This window comes from Streptosporangium longisporum (genome assembly GCF_039534895.1).
In the GTDB taxonomy this organism is placed as follows: domain Bacteria; phylum Actinomycetota; class Actinomycetes; order Streptosporangiales; family Streptosporangiaceae; genus Streptosporangium; species Streptosporangium longisporum.
This window is the reverse complement of sequence record NZ_BAAAWD010000002.1, coordinates 265,503-289,109: the sequence shown is the minus strand read 5'-3', so window position 1 is coordinate 289,109 and position 23,607 is coordinate 265,503. Positions and strand designations below refer to the sequence as shown.

At 69.9% G+C, this 23,607-nt stretch carries 27 protein-coding genes and 1 pseudogene; 15 read left to right on the top strand and 13 right to left on the bottom strand.

Going from position 1 to position 23,607, the window contains the following annotated elements:
• Positions 1-389 precede the first annotated feature (389 nt).
• Positions 390-1,067, top strand: coding sequence for a CBS domain-containing protein (locus ABD832_RS01765; RefSeq protein ID WP_344887242.1), 678 nt, complete (start codon positions 390-392; stop codon positions 1,065-1,067).
• Between the two features lie 102 nt (positions 1,068-1,169).
• Here the strand turns inward: ABD832_RS01765 and ABD832_RS01760 are convergent, their stop codons facing one another.
• Positions 1,170-2,321 carry a coiled-coil domain-containing protein gene (locus ABD832_RS01760; RefSeq protein ID WP_344887240.1) on the bottom strand — a complete coding sequence of 384 codons (1,152 nt, stop codon included), beginning with the start codon at positions 2,319-2,321 and terminating at the stop codon, positions 1,170-1,172.
• 253 nt (positions 2,322-2,574) lie between these two features.
• Here ABD832_RS01760 and ABD832_RS01755 point away from each other — a divergent pair, with 253 nt between their 5' ends.
• Positions 2,575-3,489, top strand: coding sequence for a TniQ family protein (locus tag ABD832_RS01755; RefSeq protein WP_344887238.1), 915 nt, complete (start codon positions 2,575-2,577; stop codon positions 3,487-3,489).
• 235 nt (positions 3,490-3,724) lie between these two features.
• Here ABD832_RS01755 and ABD832_RS01750 read toward each other — a convergent pair whose 3' ends face one another.
• Positions 3,725-4,069 carry a hypothetical protein gene (locus ABD832_RS01750; protein WP_344887236.1) on the bottom strand — a complete coding sequence of 115 codons (345 nt, stop codon included), beginning with the start codon at positions 4,067-4,069 and terminating at the stop codon, positions 3,725-3,727.
• Between the two features lie 21 nt (positions 4,070-4,090).
• Between ABD832_RS01750 and ABD832_RS01745 the strand changes: the two genes are divergently transcribed.
• From ABD832_RS01745 to ABD832_RS42005, 3 genes and pseudogenes are all read left to right on the top strand, one after another.
• Positions 4,091-4,813 (top strand): tyrosine-type recombinase/integrase, encoded by a 723-nt coding sequence (locus ABD832_RS01745; RefSeq protein ID WP_344887561.1) that lies wholly within the window; start codon positions 4,091-4,093, stop codon positions 4,811-4,813.
• 906 nt (positions 4,814-5,719) lie between these two features.
• Complete coding sequence (locus ABD832_RS01740; protein ID WP_344887234.1) at positions 5,720-6,883, top strand: coiled-coil domain-containing protein; 1,164 nt, start codon at positions 5,720-5,722, stop codon at positions 6,881-6,883.
• A 19-nt stretch (positions 6,884-6,902) separates the two neighbouring features.
• Positions 6,903-7,052, top strand: a pseudogene (locus ABD832_RS42005) (Tn3 family transposase); the annotation flags it as partial.
• Between the two features lie 180 nt (positions 7,053-7,232).
• Here the strand turns inward: ABD832_RS42005 and ABD832_RS01730 are convergent.
• On the bottom strand, positions 7,233-8,405 hold the full coding sequence (locus ABD832_RS01730) for a CU044_5270 family protein (RefSeq protein ID WP_344887233.1): 1,173 nt from the start codon (positions 8,403-8,405) through the stop codon (positions 7,233-7,235).
• A complete protein-coding gene (locus ABD832_RS01725; protein ID WP_344887231.1) occupies positions 8,402-8,953 on the bottom strand; it encodes an RNA polymerase sigma factor in 552 nt (183 codons plus the stop codon). Before ABD832_RS01725 ends, ABD832_RS01730 begins: the two co-directional genes overlap by 4 nt.
• Before the next feature lie 319 nt (positions 8,954-9,272).
• Here ABD832_RS01725 and ABD832_RS01720 point away from each other — a divergent pair, with 319 nt between their 5' ends.
• The 4 genes from ABD832_RS01720 to ABD832_RS01705 all read left to right on the top strand — a co-directional run bounded on the left by ABD832_RS01720 (position 9,273) and on the right by ABD832_RS01705 (position 11,311).
• Entirely contained in the window at positions 9,273-9,434 is a 162-nt protein-coding gene (locus ABD832_RS01720; protein WP_344887229.1) for a Tn3 family transposase, read from the top strand.
• A 230-nt stretch (positions 9,435-9,664) separates the two neighbouring features.
• Complete coding sequence (locus tag ABD832_RS01715) at positions 9,665-10,072, top strand: ArsR/SmtB family transcription factor (protein WP_344887227.1); 408 nt, start codon at positions 9,665-9,667, stop codon at positions 10,070-10,072.
• 1 nt (position 10,073) lies between these two features.
• Positions 10,074-10,718: an SRPBCC family protein gene (locus tag ABD832_RS01710; protein ID WP_344887225.1), complete on the top strand. Its 645-nt coding sequence runs from the start codon at positions 10,074-10,076 to the stop codon at positions 10,716-10,718.
• 101 nt (positions 10,719-10,819) lie between these two features.
• Positions 10,820-11,311: an SRPBCC family protein gene (locus ABD832_RS01705; protein WP_344887223.1), complete on the top strand. Its 492-nt coding sequence runs from the start codon at positions 10,820-10,822 to the stop codon at positions 11,309-11,311.
• 23 nt (positions 11,312-11,334) lie between these two features.
• Here ABD832_RS01705 and ABD832_RS01700 read toward each other — a convergent pair whose 3' ends face one another.
• The 4 genes from ABD832_RS01700 to ABD832_RS01685 all read right to left on the bottom strand — a co-directional run bounded on the left by ABD832_RS01700 (position 11,335) and on the right by ABD832_RS01685 (position 13,696).
• Entirely contained in the window at positions 11,335-12,231 is an 897-nt protein-coding gene (locus tag ABD832_RS01700; protein WP_344887221.1) for a PhzF family phenazine biosynthesis protein, read from the bottom strand.
• Positions 12,232-12,234: 3 nt separating this feature from the next.
• Complete coding sequence (locus tag ABD832_RS01695) at positions 12,235-12,612, bottom strand: RidA family protein (RefSeq protein ID WP_344887219.1); 378 nt, start codon at positions 12,610-12,612, stop codon at positions 12,235-12,237.
• Between the two features lie 166 nt (positions 12,613-12,778).
• Positions 12,779-13,216, bottom strand: a complete 438-nt coding sequence (locus tag ABD832_RS01690) for a MarR family winged helix-turn-helix transcriptional regulator (protein WP_344887217.1) — start codon at positions 13,214-13,216, stop codon at positions 12,779-12,781.
• A 102-nt stretch (positions 13,217-13,318) separates the two neighbouring features.
• The gene (locus tag ABD832_RS01685; RefSeq protein ID WP_344887215.1) at positions 13,319-13,696 is read right to left on the bottom strand and encodes a DUF4267 domain-containing protein; all 378 of its coding nucleotides are present in this window, start codon (positions 13,694-13,696) and stop codon (positions 13,319-13,321) included.
• Positions 13,697-13,798: 102 nt separating this feature from the next.
• On the opposite strand from ABD832_RS01685, the gene ABD832_RS01680 reads away from it, so the two are divergent.
• Both ABD832_RS01680 and ABD832_RS01675 read left to right on the top strand, forming a co-directional pair.
• Positions 13,799-14,419, top strand: a complete 621-nt coding sequence (locus ABD832_RS01680; protein WP_344887213.1) for a TetR/AcrR family transcriptional regulator — start codon at positions 13,799-13,801, stop codon at positions 14,417-14,419.
• A gap of 93 nt (positions 14,420-14,512) precedes the next feature.
• The gene (locus ABD832_RS01675; protein WP_344887211.1) at positions 14,513-15,145 is read left to right on the top strand and encodes a hypothetical protein; all 633 of its coding nucleotides are present in this window, start codon (positions 14,513-14,515) and stop codon (positions 15,143-15,145) included.
• Positions 15,146-15,219: 74 nt separating this feature from the next.
• On the opposite strand, the gene ABD832_RS01670 is transcribed toward ABD832_RS01675, so the two are convergent.
• Both ABD832_RS01670 and ABD832_RS01665 read right to left on the bottom strand, forming a co-directional pair.
• A complete protein-coding gene (locus tag ABD832_RS01670; protein WP_344887209.1) occupies positions 15,220-16,200 on the bottom strand; it encodes an endo alpha-1,4 polygalactosaminidase in 981 nt (326 codons plus the stop codon).
• 387 nt (positions 16,201-16,587) lie between these two features.
• Positions 16,588-17,565: an ArsR/SmtB family transcription factor gene (locus ABD832_RS01665; protein ID WP_344887207.1), complete on the bottom strand. Its 978-nt coding sequence runs from the start codon at positions 17,563-17,565 to the stop codon at positions 16,588-16,590.
• Positions 17,566-17,761: 196 nt separating this feature from the next.
• On the opposite strand from ABD832_RS01665, the gene ABD832_RS01660 reads away from it, so the two are divergent.
• From ABD832_RS01660 to ABD832_RS01650, 3 genes are all read left to right on the top strand, one after another.
• A complete protein-coding gene (locus ABD832_RS01660) occupies positions 17,762-18,934 on the top strand; it encodes an MFS transporter (RefSeq protein WP_344887555.1) in 1,173 nt (390 codons plus the stop codon).
• Positions 18,935-19,018: 84 nt separating this feature from the next.
• Positions 19,019-19,372 (top strand): ArsR/SmtB family transcription factor, encoded by a 354-nt coding sequence (locus ABD832_RS01655; RefSeq protein WP_344887205.1) that lies wholly within the window; start codon positions 19,019-19,021, stop codon positions 19,370-19,372.
• Positions 19,369-19,830, top strand: coding sequence for an SRPBCC family protein (locus ABD832_RS01650; protein ID WP_344887203.1), 462 nt, complete (start codon positions 19,369-19,371; stop codon positions 19,828-19,830). Before ABD832_RS01655 ends, ABD832_RS01650 begins: the two co-directional genes overlap by 4 nt.
• 111 nt (positions 19,831-19,941) lie before the next feature.
• Here ABD832_RS01650 and ABD832_RS01645 read toward each other — a convergent pair whose 3' ends face one another.
• Positions 19,942-20,481: a hypothetical protein gene (locus ABD832_RS01645; protein ID WP_344887201.1), complete on the bottom strand. Its 540-nt coding sequence runs from the start codon at positions 20,479-20,481 to the stop codon at positions 19,942-19,944.
• Between the two features lie 149 nt (positions 20,482-20,630).
• On the bottom strand, positions 20,631-21,623 hold the full coding sequence (locus tag ABD832_RS01640) for an aldo/keto reductase (protein WP_344887199.1): 993 nt from the start codon (positions 21,621-21,623) through the stop codon (positions 20,631-20,633).
• Between the two features lie 111 nt (positions 21,624-21,734).
• Between ABD832_RS01640 and ABD832_RS01635 the strand changes: the two genes are divergently transcribed.
• Positions 21,735-22,289, top strand: a complete 555-nt coding sequence (locus tag ABD832_RS01635; protein WP_344887197.1) for a TetR/AcrR family transcriptional regulator — start codon at positions 21,735-21,737, stop codon at positions 22,287-22,289.
• Between the two features lie 156 nt (positions 22,290-22,445).
• Here ABD832_RS01635 and ABD832_RS01630 read toward each other — a convergent pair whose 3' ends face one another.
• The gene (locus tag ABD832_RS01630; protein ID WP_344887195.1) at positions 22,446-23,600 is read right to left on the bottom strand and encodes an alpha/beta hydrolase family protein; all 1,155 of its coding nucleotides are present in this window, start codon (positions 23,598-23,600) and stop codon (positions 22,446-22,448) included.
• Positions 23,601-23,607 lie beyond the last annotated feature (7 nt).

The following is a 23,607-nucleotide window of genomic DNA, read 5'->3' as shown; positions in this document are numbered from 1 at the left end:
GCGATCGAAGATCATGGATACCTCCACGACGCCTGCTCCATCCATTGCCGCCCGTTAAAAGGAGATGCCACGGCCCAGGGCGGCTTTTGAGGATCTCGACCGTGGCGGTGATCGGCTCGGCCTGGCGCCAGGCGGGATCGACCACAACCGCCACTTTCGCGCTCTTCCCGTCCAGTGATTCCTATCGTGTGATCGTTACACCACAGCCGGATTCGAGGGGCAAGAGGTCCCCCGGTCACGGGACGTTCCGCCCTGTCCCGCGGCAAGGCTCGCGACGGACGATGAGACAGAGGCGAGCGTCGCCAAGGCGGCCCGCATCCAGGTACCACCCCGGCGGCCGACGTCAGGTGGTGGCCACCGCGGGCCGCGTGAAGTGAGAGGAGAACACCATGCCGATCGAAATCAAGGACGTGATGGGCCGGGTGGCGATCGCGGTGCAGCCGGATACCTCTTTCGCGGGGATTCTCGCGACGATGAAGCGTTTCGCCGTCAGTGCGGTCGCGGTGCTCGATGCGGACCGGCGTCCGGTGGGCGTGGTGTCGCAAGACGATTTGCTGCTCAAAGAAGTCGTCGAGGCACGGCACGGCGCCGGAATCCTCAAGGGCGAAAAACGCCGGCAGGAGCAGCGAAAGGCGGCAGGCGTCAACGCCGCCGAGCTGATGACCAGCCCGGCGATCACGGTGACTCCGGGAACGCCGGTCCGCGAGGCGGCTCGGCTGATGCACGAGCGGCGGATCAAGCAACTGCCGGTGATCGATCCGGTCACCGGCCGAATCATCGGCACGGTGCACCAGCGGGATCTGCTGCGGGTCTTCACCCGTCCGGCGGAGGAGATGCGTGCCGAGATCGAGGCGGTCGTGCGCGGTGCGGCCGGACTCGATCCATCGACGGTGTCGATCGGCGTTCGGGACGGGGTGGTGACGGTCGGCGGCGTCGTCGAGCGCACGTCCCAGATCACCCGTCTGGTGGAGGCGATCGGCCGGGTGGAGGGCGTCATCAAGGTCGTGCCCGAGTTCACCTTCGCTCACGACGACAGCGTCGGCATCGTCACCCCGCCTTTGTACTAACAACTAGAAGATCTTGATCGCATCAGAAGGCGTACCTACCGGCGCGCTCACATACGTGATCGCGCCGTTGCGGTAGTCGTGTTGGGGGATGTGGCCTACCCCCTAAGGTGCGGTCGCTGTCTGGCTCTGCTGTGGTGGATGGGCTTCGCTGGCCTGGCCGGCGAGGAGCTGGCTGATTGTCTGCTGGGCGGTAGCCTCGCGTTGTTCGGCGGTCGTGGCGCGGTGACTGGCCTGCTCCAACGCCTGCTGCAGGGTTTCCAGCTGGGCGGTGGCCACTGCGGCGGCGGTACGGGCCTCGTCGCGTTGATCACGGATCTGTTGCAGAGCCTGAGCTTGGGCGGCGAGTTCCTCGCGGACCCGGCTGGCCTCGGCACGAGCCGTCTCGACTTCCTGGTGCATCTGATCACGGACGGCCTCAGCGCGCTCGGCGCGGCCACCAACGGCTATCAGGTCGGTACGCACCTGATCAAGGGTGGTGGCCTGGTCGGCCAGCGCGGATTCCAATGTGATGATCTGCCGGTCGTATTCGGCGGCCGCGGCGGCGGCTTGTCGGCGTTCGGCGTCCAGAACGCCCTGCAAGGCGTCACGCTCAGAGGTGGTCCGCCGGACCATGCGCTCAGCGGTGATGACGCGCTCAGCGGCTGCTTCGGCGTCCTGCCGGGCGCGAGTGCGTTCGGATTCATGCTCACCGGCCGTGCGCCAAGCCGTCCGTTCGGACTCTTCAGCACGCTGCTGCGCTGCGGCGGCCTGCTGGATGGCCTTCTCGGCTGCAGCGATCGCAGCCTCGGCCTTGTCTTGGGCGGTGGCGGCACGCCGTTCGGCGGCGGTGATGTATTCAGCGGCGCGCTGTTCGGCGGTCGCGGCGGCGGCCCGGGCCTCTTCGGCGGCCTGCTCGGCGGCATCGATCTGGGTGAGCGCACCAGTGGTGGCCGCGGTCAGTGCTTCGGTGAAGGCGGTCAGCTGCGCCGTCCACTGCTCGCCTGCGCTCAGCAGTTCACCGTTTAACGCACCGGCTCGCCGTAGTGCTTCGGTGACCAGCGGGGTGTGCGCGGCGGTGCGAGCGCGGTGCGCGGCGGCGCGGCAGGCATCCCCGCAATACAGGGCCGGGCGACCAATGCGGCGACCACTGCGATTGGAAGGCTCCAGCCGGTTGACACACCCAGAGCGGGCGCACATCTGCCCTGTGGCAGGGGTGTCGCTGCTCATGTCGAGGTTCACGAGGTGCTTGGACGTGCCAGAAGGGTCATCGATCACCCGACGAGACTAACAACGTATCGTTCTGCAACGATAAAAGTTTCGTACTTAACGAAACAAAATAGAGGCGCTGCGGTGACTCTCTCTGACCCGCGATAACATCACTTATCGCGGGTCAGAACAGCGAAGCAGGGGTAAGACCCAAAATGGATGATCATCTATTTTCCGGTTGAACTGTGACGAAGGCGGCAGATTGTGACAAACCGTATCGACTGTGGTACTGAGCGCGAGCATCCCGGATACGGTCCAGCCAATGCCTGCTCCTGAGTACAGCCGGTCACCGCGATCCCTATCGCTGCCGCATCCACTGCCGCGGAGAATCATTCCCTACCCTGATGAGACTCTCGACTCTTACCTGCAGCGGCTTGCCGCAGCCAACCGGCTTGACGCCCAAGCGCTGCGCAACTACCTCACCAACGACCACCGCAAGACGGTGCCGGTTCCCCTCAACCGGCTCGCAGCACTCAGCGGCCTACCGCCCCGCACGCTGTGTCACGCCATTCCAGCCCTGTGGTCTCAGGTAGACCCATCCCACAGGGTCATCACCGATGGCCTCCCACCCGGAACCAACAGTGCAATAGCCTGCCGGTTCTGCACACTGGCCCGTGGACACCAGGAAACAGTGTGGTGCTGGCGACACCACGAGATCGTAGTCTGCTTCCGGCACCGCCGCTGGATCGGCCCCGGCACCCTCGCCTTCCGCTCCTTTCAGCCTGACCTCACCCACCAGCCCGACATTCTGCAAGCCGCTAAACGGCATCGCCGTCTCCTTCGCCGCCATGGCAGGAAACGCGTGGATAGTGCTTACTTGAAAGCAAAAAATATCTGTCATCAATGGATTGATGAGTATTCCCATGATGGGGGATTCGAGCGCAGACTGGATATATTTCATGGTACGGACTGGAGGATCAAGCGGGACGATCCAACATTCTACGCTGCGGCATACCCGGAGATCATTGCTCTAACCCGACTTCTGGCCTCACCCTATTGGCAAGCCTTGGCTTTTGAAAACCTTTCCTACCCACACCGCTTCATCGAAGAAGTTCGCCGCACTGTTGCCCCGCATTATCAATGGCCTCTTGGTGTTTATCGCGAACGCTATGAACCACTCGCCGACTGGATCTACGATCAGGTAATGATAGAACGCGGCCCAAGTCTTCTCGACTAGAGAATCCCCGAACGCCTCCAGCGTTCAGACCCTCTGGACACTCAAAAAGCCTCGCACCTAACCGCTTGAAGGCACCTCTATGCGCAGATGCCTCAACTGCCCAGCCCGTCGCGTTCACCGACTCCCCGGAACCCTACAGGTCAGAGCGAAAATTAACACCAATGAACAATGCTGATGCTCCTCCCGCCCAAGGAGACGACCAATCGCTGATTCATCACATGCAGCAGAAAATCTCTCAGGACAGCAAAGCTGCAGATCTCACGTCCAAGGAAACGATGTAACGGCGGTAATCCGTAACGGTCACATCATTCAAGCAGAGAATCACCCCCTTGCTTTTCAGGAGATCCCAACCGTCGGCGAGCATACGGCGGCGGACTACGCTCTCAGCAATGCCACCCGAGCGCGCATCGCTGACGGCGTCCCTGCCAATACCCGACGCGCGTATGAACGCCAATGGACCGCTTTCTTCGCATGGTGCGCCGAGCACGGCCGCGTTGATTTGCCCGCCACCAGCCACACCCTGGCTGAATACGTTGAAACGCTGTGCGCGGCCAATCGAGCTCCAGCCAGCATTGAGCAAGCTATCGCCTGTGTGCGCACCATGCACCGCCTGGCCGGCCACACCAACCAACCCACTACCGACGCCGCCCGCTTAGCGCTGCGCGCCTATAAACGTGCCCGCGCCGAAGCCGGCGCCCGCGGCCAGCGCGAAGCCCCACCCGTGAGCATCGACACCCTGCGCGCCATGATCAGCGCCTGTGACCTGAACACTCGCATCGGCATCCGCGACCGACTCCTGCTGGTGCTGGGTCTGGCCCTGATGGGTCGCCGCTCCGAATTAGTCGCCCTGACCTGCGATGACATCTTAGAAGTCAGTGATGGCCTGGAGGTCACCATTCGCACTTCCAAAACCGACAAAGACAGCCGTGGGGAGACCATCGCCATCCCGCGCGGCAGCCATCCCCTGACCGACCCCGTCGCCGTCTGGAGCGATTGGACCGCCGTGCTCACCGAGGCGGGACAGACCTCTGGTCGGCTGCTGCGCCGCATCGACCGCCACGGCAACCTCGGCCCCCGCCTGGGCGCCGACGCCGTCAACGTCATTGTCCGCGACCTCGCCATCCGCGCCGCCGTCCCTGGCGCGGAAACCTTTACCGCCCACAGCCTGCGGGCCGGCGGCGCCACCGTCGCCTATGCCGCAGGCGTCCCCGTCTCCGTCATCGCCAAGCACGGCCGCTGGGCCCCTGCCTCCCCAGTCGTCCTGCGCTACATCCGTGCCGTCGACCGCTGGCGCGACAACGCCATGCGTAACGTCGGACTGTAAACCCACCCCCAAAACACACGACACCAGCACAGACCAACCCAGTGACAACGCTCTGAGCAGCGCTGATGCCTCTACACAGGCTGCTCACGGCGAAGCAAAAATGACGATCATGCCTCAGATAGGTGAGACAAAACACCAGATGCCTCAGATCGAATGAGACGCTCAGGCCAATACGGAGGGCGGAGAGGGCCACCGCAGGAACGGCCACAGAGAAGCCGCAACCCCAGCCTGGCCCTTCGCGGGCCGTCCACCTGCCAAGAAAACCCCTCCTGAAGTGGGGCGATGCTGCACACGGCACGGCTACCGTAAGCGATCATGCCTCAGGTAGGTTGAGACAAAACACCAGATACCTCAGATTGGATGAGACGAGTCTCGGCTCGATGCAGGAGGACGCTACTTTTGTCCGGCTGCAGAGCCATCTACGAGACCTAACGGATCTTCGGGAAGTGCCTTCACCGAAGTCTCGCCTCGGTTTGGCCCCTCATCTGGTTGCCATCGTTGCCTGGGACCCCTCTGAGCTGGGCTTTTGGCTTGTCGTGCGAGGCCAACGGTACGGTTGAGCCCATGATGATCATGCCTCAGATAGGTGAGACAAAACGCCGAATACCTCAGGTTGAGTGAGACTGCCTCAGATTGAGTGAGACGGGACAGCCGACGAAGGCACCACTGACATCCCATGACGACTCTCACTGTCCTGTCTCATTCAATCTGAGGCACCGCAGGTCAGAGGCTTCCGATGCCTCAGATTGAATGAGACGGGACAGCAGCCGGAGCGCTCGCAGGACTACGCGGGAGCAACTTGCGGGAATTTACATTCCCGGTAGTTACTTCCAGCAGGGTCAGACGCAACAGATCTCGTTTATTGATTTCTAATTTCCAGAAAATCAGTCCTGCTACGCTGGGAGCATGCCGGAGCAGGGGACGATGACGCCGTGTCAGCACTGCGGGACGCCGATCGAGCAGCGGCAGGGGCGGGGGAGACCGCGCGCCTACTGCGCGCAGGGGGACTGCCAGGCGGTGGCCAAGCGGGAACGCGAGATGCGGCGGGCGACCCCGGGCCTGGAGGGGGCGCTGGCCAGGGCCGAGGAGTTCTACGAACGCATGGAGAAGGGCATGATCGCGGCGATAGAGCCGCTGGCGCAGGTGCTCTCCCAGGAGCTGAGCCCGGCCGGGGTGGAGGCCAAGGTGAGCGCGGTGCAGGCCGAGGCCCACACCCGGGTGGCGATCGCGCGTACCGAGCGCGAGCAGGCCTTCGAGCAGGTACGGCTGGCGCGGGAGGCCTCCGAGCACGCCCGGCGCGAGCGTGACGCGATGGCGGCGCGGGTACGGGAGGCCGACGCCGAGCGCGACACCGCGTTGGCCGACGCCGAGACCGCCAGGCAGCAGGCCCTGGCCGCGCTGCACGAGGCCGCCAGCACCGAGCGCCGGGCCAGGCAGGCCGAGCAGGAGGCCACCCGCAGGGCGCAGCGGGCCGAGGCGGCCAGGGACGCGGCGCTGCGGGAGATGGCCGAGCGGGTGGAGGCGGCCGAGGGCGAGGCCGGCCGGGCCAGGGAGCAGGTGCTGGCCGAGCAGGAGCAGGCCCGGCAGGCGCTGGCCGAACGCGACCGCGCACTGCACGAGGCCGCCACCGCCGCCAAGGCGGTGCGGCAGGCCGAGCAGGCGGTCGCCGCCGCGTCGGCGCGCGCCCAGGCGGCCGAGGCCGAACGCGACCGCGCGCTGGCGCGCGCCGACGCCGACGCCGAGGGACGCGCCCAGGCCGTGGCCGAGGCCGCCGAAGCGCGTACCCGGGCCGAGCGGTTGGAAAAGCACGTGGCCGAGGTGGAGAAACGGACCGCGCGCCGCCTGGCCAAGGCCGAGGAGCGGGCCTTGGAGAAGGTCGCCCAGGCCCAGGAGCGCGCCGCGGCCACGGCGGCCGAGGCGCAGGCCGAGCGCGACGAGGCGCGGATGCGTCTGGCCATGGAGCAGATGCGCCTGTCGGATCTGCGCGAGCAGATGGAGGCGTTGCGCGCCGAGGCGGCGCTCCTGCGGGAACGCGCGGTCACCGCGGAACTGCGGGCCGACCCTGGCTGAGAGGCGACCTTCGCGGCGCGGGAAGACGGTCGCGGCCGGCGGCTCGCAGATCGACACCTGGGAGAACAACCTGCCGACCGAAACGTCGATCCGGTACGGCGGATACGGCGGCATCGCCTGCCGGTACGTCTCCAACACCTGCATCGCCCTGTTCAGCCGCTTCATCCCGTGAAGAAGGCCGTGGTGGCCCGCGCACGGCGTTCTTCACCACGGCCACAGCCGCGCCAGGAGCCGATCCGGCAGCACGTCGTCGTGCCCGACGAACCCCCGCCTGACGGTGGTGATCACCAAGAAGACGGTGCGCCGCCGGGCCCCTGTGCCGGGTCTCGCGCGCGGATCGGTGAGCGGCTCAGTTCCGATGCGTGGGGAGTTCCGGGCGGTCGTCGGTCCAGCCGATCGCCTGGAACGAGGTGGAGAGACGCAGCTCCGCCTGCCGCCCGTTCGCGAGCTCGGTGGTGTTCGTCCTCACCTCGGCAAGAAGCAGGCCGGTACTGGGATCGACCACGAGCTGAACCCGGGTGAACAGGCCCGGCTCTGTCTCCTCCTGATAGCCGAGCGTCTGCCCGCGCCGTCCCAGCGGATCGGTCATCTCCCCCTCGGCCCGTATGCCGGGCAGAGACGCAAGGATCCGGTACGCGGATGCCCGAACCTCGGGCGAGGCCGGCAGCCCACTGATGAGGCCCACACACTCTCGCAGAAGGATGTGTGCCCTCGCCTCCTCCACGTCCATCCCGGATCCGGCCGGCTCCAGCCGGCCGATGCGCTCTTCCAGGTAGCTCCGGAGCTTGCCGGGCTCGCCCGGGATCGCGCGCACTTCCTTCCAGGTCATCGAGTCCCCCGCCAGGTCGCCGGCCGAGCCCTTCCACGTGCCGTGAAGCCGTTCGGCGGTTCGCTCACCTGCCGCCGCCCGCAGTGGCTTGAACGGGACGGAGAACAGCTGATCCGTCTTCATGTCCTTGGGGTACCGCCAGCTGGTGGGCGCCCCCGCGGCCCGCCAGGCCGCCTCGTCCTGCGGGGTCGCGGGCTTGACGCCGAGATCCTGCCGGATGCGCCAGTACTGCAGATCCGGCCGCTTCGCCAGCCACGTCTCAAGGGACCGCCTGCCCTCGAGCACATAGCTGCGGGTGGGGTCGGTCAGCATCCACCGGGCGACGATCGCGGTGCGCCAGTAGTCGCCGCTCGCGGGGGCCTTCTCCACGGCGACGGCAGCGGCGAGCAGGATTTGCCGGGCGGTCGGTTCGGCCGCCGCGGATGCCGACGTGCTGGGCTGAGGTGCCACGGAGATCGTGCTGTCAGACTGCATCGCAGGGCCGATGACCGCTACCGCGGCCGCCGCGGCCAGGCCGAGCAGAGCGCGGCCGGCCATCTTCCTGCGAGAGGGGAGGAGCCGCCGCCGGGCCGGGACGCGCTCCAGCGCGACAATCTCGGCCAGCAGCGCGTCCGCCCCCGCGGTGGACGCCCGGCCGGCCAGGTCCTCATCCAGCACCCTCGCCCGGTCCTTGAAGATCTGGTCGTTGTTCACCGTGACTCCCTTTCGATGAGCGGCCGTGACGCGAAACGAGCGGCCGACGGGCGGGTCTTCTCCAGGGCCTTGGCGAAGCGTTTCCGGGCCCGGTGCAGGCGGATACGGGCGGCGTTGCGCGAGCAGTCCAGCACTGTGGCGATCTCGCCGGGGTCGAGCCCCTCCCACAGAGTCAGGGCCAGCAGTTCACGATCGCTGTCGGAGAGCATGCCCATGGCTTCATCCACGCCGTCCTGCTCACCGTGGTGGGAGGGAGTGGTGTAGAGGTGTTCGACCTCGCCGGTGAGTTCGGTGTGCCGGGTGAGCCTGCGCCGCTCGCTACGGCGGTGGTTGGCCAGGACCCGACGGGCCACGCCGTACAGCCACAGCTTGCCGGCCTCACCGTCAGGGAGATCGGTCATCCGCCGCCAGGCGATCACATAGGTCTCGGCCACGACATCGGCGGCGTCCTCGGGCGAGGAACACCGCCGCACGGCATATCCGAGGATCTGTTCATAGGTTCGCCGGTACACCGCCTCGAACCGGGACCGGTCGTCTCGTTCACTCACGCGTCATCCTCGTCAGGCCTTTCGAACGCTGCGGGCTTTCAATTGCTACGTGTCCGCGGCCGGCGGCAGAATTTCAGCCCCGGGTGTGAGATTCCGAGCCGATCGGAGCGAGCCGTGGCCTGATACGCGGAGACCCGGGGCGCGCCGCCAGAGCACGCCCTCCGCCATCCACCAGACACGAGACAGAATGCGCATCATCTGTCACTCGTGCCTGGCGCGGGCCGCGTCCGCCCAGCTCGGCGCCGCCCGGGCCGTGCGCCACCGCCTCCGGTGAGCTCGACCCACACGGCGACGGCCGTCCCCCTTCACCACCCGCTCCATGGACGCCGCGATCACCGAGCTCAGGGCGGACGGCTTCGACGTACGGGACGAGGACGTCGCCCGCCTCTCGCCGTTCGTCGGCCATCACGTCAACGTCCTGGGCCGCTGCTCCTTCAACCTCTCCGAGCTGCGCGGGAAGGACGCGGTCGACGACGAGTAGCCCGACGGCGGGGGAGAGGGGGCGCGGACCCAGGCCGGCGGGGCCCGGCAATCGGGTTTCCCGTTCGGGGTGGGTCTCGTCGTCGCCGAGGTCGGTCAGGGCCAGGACCGCGCACCCTCTGCTCCGGGAGCTGGTCGGGCGTTCCGCAGGCCGACCTGTGCGGTGCCGCCGATGCGGTGCCGAGATATTAGTATTGACTTATATAAGTGTAAACCGGTATTATTGTCGCCGTGCACGCGTTCGACATCCTCGGCGACCCCGTGCGCCGGCGCATCCTGGAGCTGCTCGCCGACGGCGAGCAGACCTCCGGGGCGATCACGGACGTCATCCGGGCCGAGTTCGCCATCTCCCAGCCGGCCGTCTCCCAGCATCTGCGCGTGCTGCGTGACAGCGGGTTCGCGTCGGTGCGGGCCGAGGGCGCCCGGCGGTTCTACGCCGTCGAGCTCGCGCCGCTGAGCGAGATCGACGCGTGGCTGGACCGGTTTCGCCGGTCCTGGGAACAACGCCTCGACGCCCTGGGGACCGAGCTGACCCGGGGCAGACGCGCACGTCTGCCCCGGGCCGGTGGGGAACCCGCCCGGCAGGCCGGGTCCGGCACCGATACGGGCGGAATCGATCCACCACCGACGGAGGCATGACATGAAAGACGTACTGGACGAGCTGGCCGCCGTGCGCCGGACGATGGGCAGCGGCACGGTGCCCGCCGGCGAGGCGTACACCGTGGAGCTGCGGCGTCGATACGACGCGGAGATCGACGACGTCTGGGATGCCATCACCGACCCCGAGCGGCTGCGCCGCTGGTTGAAGCCGGTCACCGGGGACCTTCGGCCCGGCGGGAAGTTCGAGTTGGACGGTGGTGAGCACGGCGACATCCTGCGGTGCGAGCCGCCGCGTCTGCTCAAGGTGTCCTGGCTCTACGGGCCGGACGCCGACGCCTGGCCCGGCACGAGCGAGATGGAGGTGCGCCTGGTCCCGGGTCCCGCCGGCGACACGGAGCTCGAACTGATCCACGCGGCGTTCGTCGAGGAGCCCTCCTTCCCCACCTACGGCCCGGGCGCCGGTGGCGTCGGCTGGGACCTGGCCCTGCTCACCCTGGCCCGGTTCCTGGCCGACGGTGAGATCGCCGGCCACGAGGAGTTCGAGACGTCGCCCGAAGGACGCGAGTTCATCCGGCGCAGCGCCGCGGCCTGGGGCCGGGCTCACCTGGCCGCCGGTGGCGAACCGGAGCACGTCGCGGCCGCGGTCGAGGCCACCACCACGTTCTACGCACCCGGCCCGGCCTGAGGTTCCCGCTGCGGCGGGCCGACCGGCCCCCGGCCGAGGAGCACGAGGAGCACGACGAAAGCACGTCGTCCCACATCCAGGAGGAAGAGAATGACGCGCCCATGAAGTACACCGTGTCCATCGAGATCGCCCTGCCGCGGGAGAAGGCGGTCCGGCTGCTCGCCGACCCGGCGCACCTGCCGAAATGGCTGCGGGGCCTGGTGCTGCACGAGCCGCTGAACGGGGAGCACGGGCGGCTCGGCACCACGTCGCGGGTCGTGATGCGGACGGGCCGGCAAACGTTCGAGTACACCGAGACCATCACACGCCGGGAACCGGCGGACCTGCGCGAGATCCCGGGAACGAGCGTCGTTCACTTCGCCCGCGAGGTCGTCGGTGAGGGCATGTGGAGCGCCGTGCACGACCGGCTGACCGAAGCCGGCCCGGAAACGACGCTCTGGGAGAGCGAGAACGAGTACCGGTTCGGCGGCCTTGTGATGAAGCTGGTGGGACTTGTGATGCCCGGCGCCTTCCGCAGGCAGTCGCACCGGCACATGCAGGACTTCAAGGCGTTCGCCGAGCAGGGGAAGGACGTCCGCGAAGCGACGGACTGAACGGGCTGATCTGCCGTAACCGGTCAGGGCGTCGGACGGCGCACCGCTTCCGCCGGGAGGTCCATGGTGCCGCTGCCGACGACGACGGCGTTTCCCCCGACGACGACCTGCGTCAGCAGGCCGTTCTCCTTGTGCGCGGTGCCCTGCAGGGTGCTGGGGCGGCCCATGGCCACGCCCTGGCTGATCCGCAGGCGGTAGGTTCCGTGCCGGCCGGGCGACCGCCGGGCGAGGCCGGCGACCAGGGAGGCGGCTGCCGAGCCGGTGGCGGGATCCTCGTGGACACCCACCGCCGGCGCGAAGAAGCGGGAGTACACGTGGGCGCCGTCGCGGAGGTCGCCGGCGAAGACGTACAGGTGGGGTGACCAGCGTTCGGCGATCCCGGCTTCCCACGCCGCCCGGTCGAGCCGGGCCTGGTCGACCAGCTCCGGGCCGGCCAGCCGGATGAAACAGAACCTCAGACCGATGCCGGCGTACCAGCTGTCGACGATGGCGTCCTCGGGCAATGTGAGGGCCCTGGCCACGGCCGTGGCCGGTGGCGCTTCGTCGGTGCTCTCGTACACCGGGTCCTGCAGATGCAGCCGGATCAGCCCGCCTTCGACGGTGACGGTGACCGGGCCGACACCTTCCTCGAAGACGAACGTCTGCCGGGACGGCCCGGAGCCGGCCAGAACGGCGGCCGTGCCGACGGTCGGATGGCCGGCGAACGGCAGTTCCTGGTTCGGCGTGAAGATTCTGATCCGGAAGCTGCGGGTGGGGTCGCGAGGCGGCAGAACGAAGGTGGTTTCGGAGAAGTTGAACTCCCGCGCCAGTTGCTGCATGGTCTGCTCGCCGATGCCCTCGGCGTCCGGGAACACCGCCAGCTGATTTCCGCCGAACGGCCGATCGCTGAACACGTCCACCAGGGCGAAGTCGTAAGCCATGCTTCAGGCCACCACCACGTCGATCTCGACCGCGGCACCGAGGGGCAGAGCCGCGACGCCGATGGTGGTGCGGGCGGGATAGGGGGCGGTGAAGTGCCTGCCGTACACGTCGTTCATCGCGGCGAAGCCGGCCATGTCCGTCAGATAGACGCCGACGCGGACCACGTCCCCGAGGTTCTTGCCGGCAGCTGCCAATGCGACCGTGAGGTTGGCCAGGATCTGCTCGGTCTGCCGGCCGGTGTCGCCGTCGATCAGCTTGCCCGTGGCCGGGTCCTGGGCCACCTGCCCGCTGACGAACAGGAGGTTGTCACCGTACACGGCCACCGAGAACGGGCCTACCGGTGCAGGGAGCTCGTCGGTGGTGATCGCGTTGCGTGTCATGGTCGTGGATTCCTTCCGATGGGTCGACGGACCTGTTTCCTCCCGCACACCGGACGGTCGACCCGGCCGGTGCGCGGTGGTTCGCGGCGGCACCGTTCCGATGTCATCCGATGTCATCCGATGTCATCCGATGTCATCCGATGTCACCGGACGGCGGGGCGGCGGATCAGGGCTGGGACAGGCGGTTGCTGCTGGCCTGCAACCGACGCAGCCGCTCGAGCAGGGCGGTGATGTCGGTGTCACCGAAGTCGTCGGCGAGCCTTCTTTGCACCCCTTCCCACAGCGGATACGCCTCTGCGCGTTTCCGTGCTCCGGACTCGGTCAATCGAAGGATCCGGACACGCCGATCAGAGCCCGTGGTCGTTTCGACCAGCCCGGCGTCCAGGAGAGGCGCCACCTCGCGGGTGCAGGTGGTGCGCTCCATCGCCAGCCGGCCGGCCAGCCGGCTGATGGGCAACGGCCCCTCCTCCGCCAGGCGGGACAGGATGCTGTAGCCGGTCACCCGTATCCCGACCTCGGAGAGCGCGTGGTCGTACAACCGGTTGACCGACCTGGTGACCATCCGCAGCGAGGTGCACACACATGAGGACTCTGCTGGTTCCACCAGAAGAGTGTATATACACGTGTTGGGTCCGGGGAACCCCGCGGGCACAGCGGATACGTGCGGACGGGCCGCGACGGACGGCCGAGGCGGTTCGACGAGTGGTCACGCGAGGAGCAGGAGCGCGCTGATCACCAGCATCACCGCCGCGGTGGCGGCGTGGACGCCGTAGGCGGTCGCCTTGGGCCCGCCGCTGCGCAGCACGATCACCGCGTCGCCGACGGGTATGAAGCTGGCGGCCAGCACGACCCAGCCCAGCAGGTGGGTCGTCCCGCCGGCCGGCACGACGAGGATGAGAAGCCCTGCGGCGATGTCGCGCACGGCCTTGACGGCCAGCCAGGCGCGGAAGGTCCGGTCCTCGGTCGGCGTGCCGGGGATGCCGAAGCCGGCCGCGGCCTGCGGTGCCCACAAGGCGCGGGCGCCCATGACGATGACGCCCGCGCCGATCAGTCCGGCGAGCGCGGTGGCGATGGTGCTGAGCATGAGATCTCCCTCGACAGGAACGCCGTTTTCTAGCGGCGCTAGTTATTGAAGCGAGGATATTCCTATCATGGACATGATGTCTATCGTTGCTATAATGCTGTCATGTCCGTCACCACCAAACGCCGCGAACGCGAACGCGCCCAACGTCATCAGCTGATCATCACGGCCGCCCGCGAACTGGCCGAGGCCGAGGGCTGGGAGGCGGTCACGACGCGAAGGCTGGCCGAACGCGTCGAGTACAGCCAGCCCGTGCTCTACAGCCACTTCGACGGGAAGGACGCCATCCTGCGCGCCGTCGCCATCGAGGGCTTCGGTGAACTCGCGGACCGTCTGCGCCGTGCCCGGCCGGCCACCCCCGAGCCGTCTCGGGCACTGCACGCCGTCTGCGGCGCCTACCTGGAGTTCGCGGCCGAGCAGCCCGCCCTCTACCAGGCCATGTTCGTCCTGCCGACCGATGTGAAGTTCGGGCACGCCGAGACGCCGCCCCCGCTGCGTACCGCCTTCAACGAGTTCGTCAGCTGCTTCGACCCGGACGACCCGCGACGCGAGCTGTTCGCCGAGGTCACCTGGAGCGCGCTGCACGGCATGGTCGCCCTGTCGGACAGCGGCCGCATCCCCCCGAACGGCCACACCGAGCGGCTCGACCTCCTCGTCACCCAGATCACCGCCACACCGGGTGGACCGGCCACGCCGCAAGGGGGAGGTGAAGGGCCGAGGACCTGAGCAGTGGCAGGGCCGCCCGGTGGAGTGATTCCCGGGTGCTCCCGGGTCCGTACCTGCCGTGAGCTGTCAGGTACGGGTGCCATGCTGTCGCCCATGACGCGTGTTTACCTGGAGATCGGCCCGAAGAGGGTTTTCGCCTGCTCGGCGGAGTGGCCGGGATGGTGCCGGATCGGACGGTCCGAGGAGGAGGCGCTCGAGGCGCTGATGACGTACGCGCCGCGCTACCGGGTGGTCGCGGAGCGGGCGGGGCTGACCTTCGAACCGGGGGACCCGGTGGTGGTGGAGCGGGCCGAGGGCGGCACCACCACGGACTTCGGGGCCATCGAGGCGATTCCCTCGCTCGACGCCGCGCCGGTGGACGAGACCGAGGCGGGCCGGACCGTCGCGCTGCTCGGGGCTGCCTGGGAACTCTTCGGCGAGGCCACCGCCACCTCGCCGGAGGAGTTGCGCAAGGGCCCGCGCGGCGGTGGCAGGGACCGCGACAAGATGGCCGCCCACGTCGTCAACGCCGAGCGCGCCTACGCTCGCAAGATCGGTGTCCGCCACAAGCCCATCCGTGAGCCCTCGGCCCTGGTGGCGATGCGCGCCGATCTCGCCGAGGTGCTGTCCCGGCCCTCCGACGGAGGCCCGCCGGTCCCCGGCGGCTGGCCCGTCCGCTACGCAGCCCGCCGCATCGCCTGGCACGTCGCCGACCACCTGTGGGAGATGGAGGACCGCCGCGCCTGACCGTGCGACCGCGTCCTTTCACCGGCTCGCCCGCCACCGCCGGGCACGGTGGCGGGCGCGGTGGCGGGCCGGGTTCAGCAGGCCAGGAACAGCGCGTCCGGCACCTCGTTCTTGACGATCGTCGAGAAGCGGTCGGCGCGCGCGGAGGGGCAGACCCGCGCCGCCACCTTCGCCGGGGTGTTCACGCCCTCGCTCTTCCAGACGTCGACGTACTCGGTCTGGAAGACGGCCTTGCCCGCCTCGATGAACGGCGTGGTCGTGTCGCACTCCTCGTAGTAGTAGCACTCCTCGTTCAGTGCCCAGTCGAAGGCGGCCACGGTGTCGTCGTCGATGACCTCGACGCCGTTCTTCATGCCGACCGACAGGCCGCGCTCGTGCGCCTGGCGGGCCACCTCCAGGTACCAGGCCTTCTGGTGCGCCGCCGTGATCGGGAAGCCGGGGTTGTTGCCCAGCGGGTTGTTCTGGTCCGGCTCGACGCCGTCACAGCCGATCTCCTTGGCCACGTCCAGCCGCGACCACATGATCGGCGCGAAGGCGCTCCACGAGGAGGGACGGATGTCCAGCCAGTTCTCCTCCTCCCAGCCGGTGTTGTTGCCGATGACCGCGCGCGGGAACAGCCTCGCGTCCGGCCGGTAGGCCTCGTACGCGCCGGTGTCCAGGTAGCAGATCACGATCTTCCCGGCGGCGTGCAGCCGGTCGACGATCCCGGCGTTGTCGCCCTTGGGCCAGGTGACGGTGCCGAAACCGGGGATCGTCCTGGTGCGCGCCGAGGGTACGGCGTCCTGCAGGTCGATGTCGTACATGGTGACGTTCTTGAAGGGCGCGGTCACCTCGTCGGTGATCTGCCACTGCCAGGTCGTCCCGGGCGCGGGACGCCACACGTCCGCGGCCTTCCCGGTCTTCCCGGTCTTCGTGCTCTTCGTCGCCGGGGTCCTGTCGGCGTTCGCGGACGCGCTCGCCGGGGTGACCGGTGTGAGCGTCATCGTGGCCGCGACCAGGACGGCCGCCCATGAGGCCCACCCGGATCGCGCCGGCCGGCCGCTGTGTGTTCTCATCGCTCGTGCTCCTGTCCACAGGGGACGCGGTCGGCGCCCCCTGTTTCCCCTCGTGTGGATCCGGATTCGAACGGGCCGGGCGCCCGGCCGTCCCTCGTCCCGGGCGTCTGCCCGGAGCGCGGGCGGCGCGGCTTCCGGCGGGCCGGTCGCGCCCCACGCGACCGCCGGTGCCGTCCCGGCCGTGTTGATCACGACGAAGGTAGCCGCTGCGGGAACACTCCAAGGGACATATGCCGCAATAATGATCAACCACTACTCACCGCCACGGTTCGCCTCTGCCGTCCTCCTCCGGTTGTGGTGCCACGGCTCGGCGGGTGACCGGTTCCGGTCCCCGGGGACCGGCTAAGGCGCGCGCCGGTTCCCGGGAACCGGGAGGACGGGTGCCGGTCAGGGGGTCGCGGGCCGGTCGCCGGGCGGGACGGCGAGCCGGTCGCCCAGGGGAGTGCGCCGGTACAGGACGTGCCGTCCGTCGCGGGCCCGGGCGACCAGGCCGGTGGCGTACAGCACGCGCAGGTGCTGGGAGACGGCACTGGGGGTCACCCCCAGGCGGCGGGCGAGCTCCACCGTCGGCGCCGGTTCCGCCAGCAGGGCGAGCAGCGCCGCGCGCGGCGCGCCGAGCAGCGCGGTCAGGGCCGTCGCGTCCGGGACCGGGGCCGGGCTCCACAGGGTGGCGACCGCGCGGCTGGGGTAGGTCAGCAGGGGCGGCTCCTCGGGGCTGACCGGCGGCGCGGGCTTGTGGGCGAACACCGAGGGCATCAGCAGCAGTCCCCGCCCGGCCGCGGCCACCCGGTGCCGGCCGATCATCTTGTCGATGTGCAGCACCCCCTCGTGCCAGCGCAGGTTCGGGTGCATGTCGGCGAACAGCAGCCGGGCGCCGCCCAGGGCCAGCCGCCGCGCCCGGTAGGTCATGTCGGCCTCCAGCACCAGCCGCATCCGCGGCCACACCGGTTCGACGGCCAGCTCCCAGTAGCGCTGCAGCAGGTCGCAGGTGTCGTCGCGGAACCGGGCGGCGGAGGCGTCGTCGGCGGGGATCGGCCCCTCGACCAGCGCGGCCTCCAGATCCCGGCGGACGATCCGCGGGGGTGTGCCGCGTACCACGGACAACTCCTCGGGCAGGGGGGTGGCGAAGGCCGTGGGCCGGGGGGTGAGGAAGTCCGGGAGGGCGAGCCGCCTTCCCACCAGGGCGACCAGCCGGTCGGCGTCACGCGGGTCGAGGCGGTGCAGAACGGACCCGCGCCAGGGCAGGTGCAGCGCGTGCAGACCGGGGTCGCGCAGCACCCGCAGGCTGTACACCGTCTCGTTCAGGCAGGACAGGGCGAACCGCGTGTCCGCGAGGTCCTCGACGCCGAGCTCGAAACTGATCATTAAGCTCCACGCTACATCGATTGGCCGCCGGGCCCGGCGGGCGTGGACTTGCCGGTATGGAACACACGGCTTCTGAACGGCGTGCGACGATCGTCACGCGCGCGGCACGGTCCTCACCCGCGGGTCACGGGACGCCCTTCTCCTTCGCGGCCGGGTCCCTCGCGTCGCCGGCGGGCCGGGGGGCGGGACCTTGCCGGTGATCTTCCTGCTGGCCCTCACCTGCGGGGTGGCGGTCGGCAACGTCTACTTCCCCCAGGCGGTCGTCCCCTCCCTGGCCTCCGGCCTGGACGTCACCGCCCAGGCCGCGGCACAGGTGGTGACCGCGACACAGGCCGGGTACGCCGCCGGGATCTTCCTGCTGGTGCCGCTCGGCGACCGGCTCCCGCACCGCCGGTTGATCGTCACCCTGCTGGTCCTGACCGGGGCGGGCCTGCTGGCCGCGGGCACGGCGCCCACGCTGGGGGTACTGCTCGCGGTGAGCGTGGCGGTCGGCCTCACGACCGTCGTCGCGCCGATCATCGGCCCGATGGCGGCCGGTCTGGTGGACGCGGACCGGCGCGGGATGGTCACCGGCACACTGCTGAGCGGGTCGATCGGCGGCATGCTGCTCTCGCGCGCGCTCGGCGGGGTCCTGGGGGAGTGGCTGGGATGGCGCGCACCGTACCTGGTGTCCGCGGGCCTGGTCCTGGGCATGGCGTTCCTGCTGGCGCGGGTGCTGCCGGAGACGGTCCCGCCGTCGGCGCAGCGGTACCCGGCGCTGGTGGCCGAGTCACTGCGCCTGCTGCGCGCCGAGCCGGAGCTGCGCCGCTCCTGCCTGTACCAGGCCGCGGTCTTCGGGGCCTTCTCGGCGGTCTGGACGGCGGTCGCGCTGCTGCTGAGCGGTCCGGTGTACGGCCTGGGAGCCTCGGCGGCCGGGGCGCTCGCCCTGGTCAACGCGGGCACGATGCTGTGCACGCCGTTCGCCGGGCGCCAGGTGGATCGCCGGGGGCCCGACGCGGTCAACCTCGTCTGCCTCGCGGGGGCGGTCGTCTCGGCGCTCGTGCTGGCGGCCGGTGGTCTCGGCGGGGCGGCGGGCCTGGCGGGGCTGGTGCTGGGGACCCTGCTGCTGGACGTGGCCATGCAGTCCGGGATGGTGGCCAACCAGGTCCGCGTCTACGGCCTGCGTCCCGAGGCGCGCAGCAGGCTCAACACCGCGTACATGACGTGCGCCTACGCCGGTGGTGCCGCGGGGTCGTGGCTGGGGGCGGGTGCCTACGGGCACGCCGGCTGGCCGGGGGTGTGCGCGCTGGCGGCCCTGTTCTCCGGCCTGGCCCTGGCCCGGCACCTGGGGCGTACGAGGTCGGCCCCGCCCTCGGTCCCGGTCGCGTGAGGAGGGTCGTCCCCGGCCCTCCGCGCCCGTGAATGGTTAAGCGATTACTTGACCATTCGGGTGGTTAGCCTCATAGTTAAGTACATGCCTAACAATGGGGCGTCGCTGGACCGGGTCTTCCAGGCGCTGGCGGACGCGACCCGGCGGGCCATGGTCGAGCGGCTGGTCCGCGGGCCCGCCTCGGTGAGCGATCTCGCCCACCCCCTGCCCATGTCCCTGCCGGCGGTCATGCAGCACCTTCAGGTGCTGGAGGCGTGCGGCCTGGTCCGGTCGGAGAAGGCCGGCCGGGTCCGCACCTGCCACATCGAGCCGGAGGTGCTGAGGGCGGCCGAGGACTGGATCGTGCGTCAGCGCACGCCCTGGGAGAAGCGCCTCGACCGGCTCGGCGACCAGCTGACCGCACCCCCCGCCACACCCGAGCAAAGGAGCACGTCATGACCGGTCGTTCCGTCACCCATGCCACGTTCGGCGTCGAGCGCCTCTTCCCGGTCCCGCTGGCGCGCGTGTTCGCCGCCTGGGCCGACCCCGGCGCCAAGGCCGGCTGGTTCGCCGCCTCCGCCACCGAGTACGAGCTCGACTTCCACATCGGAGGCCGGGAGGTCAACCGCGGGCGTCACGAGGAGGGACACGTCCTGACGTTCGCCTCGGTCTACCACGACATCGTCCCGGACGAGCGGATCGTCTACGCCTCCACCCTGCACGCCGGGGAGGACCTGTCGACCGTCTCGCTCACCACCGTGGAGTTCGGCCCGGCCGAGGGCGGCACCCGGCTGCTGCTCACCGAGCAGGCGACGTTCCTCGACGGCCGGGAGGAGCCCGCCTGGCGCGAGCAGGGCACCGCCTGCTGGCTCGACGCGCTGGGCACCGAACTGCTGCGCACCGCCGGGAAGGCGTAGCCGGGCGCGGGAGACCGGCCGTGACGCCCGCGCCCGTACGGGACCCGGGCGCCGGCCGGAGAGCCCCGTTCCGGTGGGCCCGCCCCCGGGGTGGGGCCCACCGGCCGCGGTTCACTTCGAGGTGTAGAGGACCTTCCAGGTGCCCGCGTACAGGCAGTTCAGCGAGGGCTTGGAGGCCTTCGGCTCCGAGCAGACCTTCAGCTGGACCTGGTAGAGGTCGTGCTGGGTGAAGGTGAACGCCTTCGGGGTGCCGTAGGAGCAGTCGATGACGCTGCGGTGCTTGAACGGCAGGTTCTTGCCGTCGGCGGTGCGGTAGGTGAGGCGGAAGACCGCCCAGCCGCAGGAGGAGGCGCTGCGGGTCAGGTCGTAGACCTTGCCGGTAATCCTGCTGTTCGCGGCGACCGGGAGGACCGCGTGGTCCTCGCCCGAGACCGTCAGGGAGCCGTGCGTCCTGGCCCTGTGGCCGGGGGCGTAGTAGGTGCCCCACCGGATGGTGCCCTGGGTGGCGCTCTGCCCGGCCGCGGGGTCCGCGGCGGCTGGAGCGGTGGCCGGAACAGCGGCCGGAGCGGTGGCCGCCTGTGCGGTCGCCGGGGCGATCGCGACGAGGGCGGCGGCGAGAGCGAGTCCTGTGAGGGAGCGGGTCGTCGTCATGGGAGGGGGTTCCTTTCCGGCTGCTGTGCCCACAGTCTGTGAGGCACCGCTTTCAACCGGGTTGATCGCCCACTGCAAACGAGTATCAACCGCTTGCGGCCGTCGCCCGTCACGCTGTGGCCGACGGCCGCACGCGGGTGGTCGCGTGTTCAGCCCAGGTCGGGGGGCGGGGGCATGCGGTCGCCCTTGACCTGGGCCGCGAGGGGTTCGAGGTCGGCGAGCTCGTCGCCGGTCAGCACGATGTCGAGGGCACCGGCGTTCTCCGCCACCCGGTCCGGGTCGCGGGTGCCGGGGATCGGCACGACGGTGATGCCGTGCGCCTCCGAGCGCGCCAGCACCCAGGCGAGGGCGACCTGCGCCGCCGTCACGCCACGGGCGCCGGCGATGCGCCGGATCGGGGCGAGCAGCGAGGCGTTGTGCCCGGCGTTGGCGGGGGCGAACCGGGGCAGGCCGCGCCGGATGTCGTCCTCGGCCAGTCCTTCGGCGGAGGTGATCCGCCCGGTGAGGAAGCCGCGGCCGAGCGGCGAGTAGGCGACGAAGCCGATGCCGAGGGCGGCGCAGACCGGCACCACCGAGTCCTCGTCCTCGCGGGTGAACAGCGACCACTCGTTCTGCACCGCGGTGATCGGGTGGACCGCGTGCCCGGCCCGCAGCTGCCCGGCGGTCACGTTGGACAGGCCGAGGTACCGGACCTTGCCCGCGGCCACCAGCTCCGCCATCGCCCCGACGGTGTCCTCGATCGGGGTCGTACCGTCGGGGTGGTGCAGGTAGTACAGGTCGAGGTGGTCGACGCCCAGCCGGCGCAGGCTGGCCTCGCAGGCGTCGCGGACGTACTCCGGATCGCTGCGCACGCCCACCAGCTCTCCGGTTCCGGGCCTGCGGATCGCGGCGAACTTGGTGGCCACGGTGACGCCGTCGCGCCCGTTCCCGGCCAGGAAGTCGCCGATCAGGCGCTCGTTGGCGAAGTCGACGCCGTAGTAGTCGGACGTGTCCAGCAGGGTCACGCCGAGCTCGGCCGCCCTTCGCAGGGTGGCCAGGGAGCGGTCGCGGTCGGTCGGGCCGAGGAACTCGCTCAGCCCCATGCAGCCCAGACCGAGTGCCGGCACCTTCATACCGGTGCCGCCGAGTGTGACGGTGCGCATGGCGAAGCCTTTCGTCCGAGGAGGGGTAGAATCCGGGATAGCCGTCCCGGTTAGTTGGAGAATATACGGGACGGCCGTCCCGGTTGTCCATCGATCCAGGAGCGCACCCACGTGAGCAGGCCACTGCGCGCCGACGCCCAGCGCAACAGGGCACAGGTCCTACAGGTCGCGGCACGGACCTTCGCCGAGGAGGGGCTGTCGGTGCCGGTGCACGAGATCGCGCGGCGGGCGGGTGTGGGGACCGGCACCGTCAGCCGTCACTTCCCCACCAAGGAGTCGCTGTTCGCGGCGGTCCTGCTGGACCGCATGGAACAGCTCGTGCGCACGGCGGGCGAACTGGCCGACGACGGGGAGCCGGGCGAGGCGTTCTTCGCCTTCTTCGCCCTCATGGTCGAGGAGGGCTCGGCCAACAAGGGGATCGTCGACGCGCTCGCGGGCGCCGGGTTCGACTTCCAGGCCGTCGCCGACGACGACTCCCACGACGTCATGGGCGCCTGGGAGAAGCTGCTCCGGTGCGCCCAGGACGCGGGCGCCGTCCGCGCCGACGCCGACATCTCCGACGTCAAGGCACTGCTCACCGGATGCCTCGACCGTGAGCGCCAGGCCCCCGACCCGGACGCGCGCGCCCGCATGCTCGCCATCGTCGGCGAAGGGCTCCGGACCTGACGGGGTGACGCCCCGGCCGGCCCGCGAACAATGACCACGCTCGCGGGCCGTGCCCTCCGGGCGTCCGTCCCCGCGGTCACCGGGGACCGGACGGAGCCGAGCCCGGCCGCCGGGTGAACAGGCGGGTGAACGACGACGGGTGAACGGCGCCGGGCCTCAGGACCGGCCGCACGCCGCGGGGCAGAACCCGACCTCGGGGTGGCGCGGTGACGGCTTCTCCAGGAGGGGTTGTGGCCGCGACCTCAGGTGCCGGTCGAGGAAGGCCGCCACGTACGTGCGGGTGAGCTCGGCCGCACGCGCCGCGGGCATGACGCCGCGAACGGGCTTGATGCCGAGGGCGCCCGCCAGCAGCGGCAGGTCGGTGAAGGACTGGTGTTCGGCGTCCGACAGCACCAGCCAGCGCTTCCACCCGGTCAGCAGCCTCCAGTCGCGGTCCCAGGAGCCGTCGCGGCCACCGGGAACGTGCGCCGGCGACCCCATGAACATGAACGGCCGGGAGAGGCCCCCCTTGGGGATGCGGGCGTAGGTGGTGCCGTCCATGTCGATCCCGGCGCGCACGCGCGCGTCCTTCACCATGGCCGCCACGGCGGCGGCCCCGCCGATCGACTGGCCCACCATCGCGACCCTGGAGCGGTCGATCATGGTGGAACCGTCCCACTCCGACGGCAGCCGGTCCAGCACGAAGGAGACGTCGGCCGCCCGGCCCTGGACCACTCCCGCGCCGAAGCCCGGGTCACTGTCGCTGTCGCAGGCGATGCACTCGGCGACCCGCCCACCGGGGAAGGTGGTGGCGTGGTTCTCGTGGGTGTGGTCGATCCCGGCCACGACGTACCCGCGACCGGCCAGGTCCTCGGCCAGGGAGGTGAGGCTGCTCACCGGCTTGGTGAAACCGGGGGAGAGCACCACCAGCGGCAGCCTCCTCCCCGCGGGCTCGGCGTTCTCGACGGCGTTGGTCCGGGTCCTGCTCAGCGTGTCGTACGGCGCGCTCGCGATCCCGGAGCCCTTCAGGAGCAGCTCCGACTCCTTCGGCGTCATGTACGGCGCCCGCGGCCCGTCCCGCCGCCCGGCCGGATACCACAGGGTGACCTTGAGCCGCCGGGCACCGGCGTCGGGGTCCCAGGGGTCGGGACGGGAGGTGTCCTCGAGGTACAGGGCGGTGGTGCCGACCGGATGGGGGCCGGTGGGGGCGGGCAGGGCTGCGGGGCCGGCCGGCGTGGGCGACGGCGCGGCGGACCGGGGCGGTGCGGGTGCGGAGCAGGCGGACACGGCCAGGACGGCCGTTCCCGCGGCGACCGCCAGGAGCTGTCTCATGGAGGGG

Coding starts and splice junctions, on each gene's coding strand:
- ABD832_RS01765 (WP_344887242.1), top strand. CDS start 390: ATGCCGATCGAAATCAAGGACGTGATGGGCCGGGTGGCGATCGCGGTG.
- ABD832_RS01755 (WP_344887238.1), top strand. CDS start 2,575: ATGCCTGCTCCTGAGTACAGCCGGTCACCGCGATCCCTATCGCTGCCG.
- ABD832_RS01745 (WP_344887561.1), top strand. CDS start 4,091: ATGCACCGCCTGGCCGGCCACACCAACCAACCCACTACCGACGCCGCC.
- ABD832_RS01740 (WP_344887234.1), top strand. CDS start 5,720: ATGCCGGAGCAGGGGACGATGACGCCGTGTCAGCACTGCGGGACGCCG.
- ABD832_RS01720 (WP_344887229.1), top strand. CDS start 9,273: ATGGACGCCGCGATCACCGAGCTCAGGGCGGACGGCTTCGACGTACGG.
- ABD832_RS01710 (WP_344887225.1), top strand. CDS start 10,074: ATGAAAGACGTACTGGACGAGCTGGCCGCCGTGCGCCGGACGATGGGC.
- ABD832_RS01705 (WP_344887223.1), top strand. CDS start 10,820: ATGAAGTACACCGTGTCCATCGAGATCGCCCTGCCGCGGGAGAAGGCG.
- ABD832_RS01700 (WP_344887221.1), bottom strand. CDS start 12,231: ATGGCTTACGACTTCGCCCTGGTGGACGTGTTCAGCGATCGGCCGTTC.
- ABD832_RS01695 (WP_344887219.1), bottom strand. CDS start 12,612: ATGACACGCAACGCGATCACCACCGACGAGCTCCCTGCACCGGTAGGC.
- ABD832_RS01685 (WP_344887215.1), bottom strand. CDS start 13,696: ATGCTCAGCACCATCGCCACCGCGCTCGCCGGACTGATCGGCGCGGGC.
- ABD832_RS01680 (WP_344887213.1), top strand. CDS start 13,799: ATGTCCGTCACCACCAAACGCCGCGAACGCGAACGCGCCCAACGTCAT.
- ABD832_RS01675 (WP_344887211.1), top strand. CDS start 14,513: ATGACGCGTGTTTACCTGGAGATCGGCCCGAAGAGGGTTTTCGCCTGC.
- ABD832_RS01670 (WP_344887209.1), bottom strand. CDS start 16,200: ATGAGAACACACAGCGGCCGGCCGGCGCGATCCGGGTGGGCCTCATGG.
- ABD832_RS01665 (WP_344887207.1), bottom strand. CDS start 17,565: ATGATCAGTTTCGAGCTCGGCGTCGAGGACCTCGCGGACACGCGGTTC.
- ABD832_RS01655 (WP_344887205.1), top strand. CDS start 19,019: ATGCCTAACAATGGGGCGTCGCTGGACCGGGTCTTCCAGGCGCTGGCG.
- ABD832_RS01650 (WP_344887203.1), top strand. CDS start 19,369: ATGACCGGTCGTTCCGTCACCCATGCCACGTTCGGCGTCGAGCGCCTC.
- ABD832_RS01645 (WP_344887201.1), bottom strand. CDS start 20,481: ATGACGACGACCCGCTCCCTCACAGGACTCGCTCTCGCCGCCGCCCTC.
- ABD832_RS01640 (WP_344887199.1), bottom strand. CDS start 21,623: ATGCGCACCGTCACACTCGGCGGCACCGGTATGAAGGTGCCGGCACTC.
- ABD832_RS01630 (WP_344887195.1), bottom strand. CDS start 23,600: ATGAGACAGCTCCTGGCGGTCGCCGCGGGAACGGCCGTCCTGGCCGTG.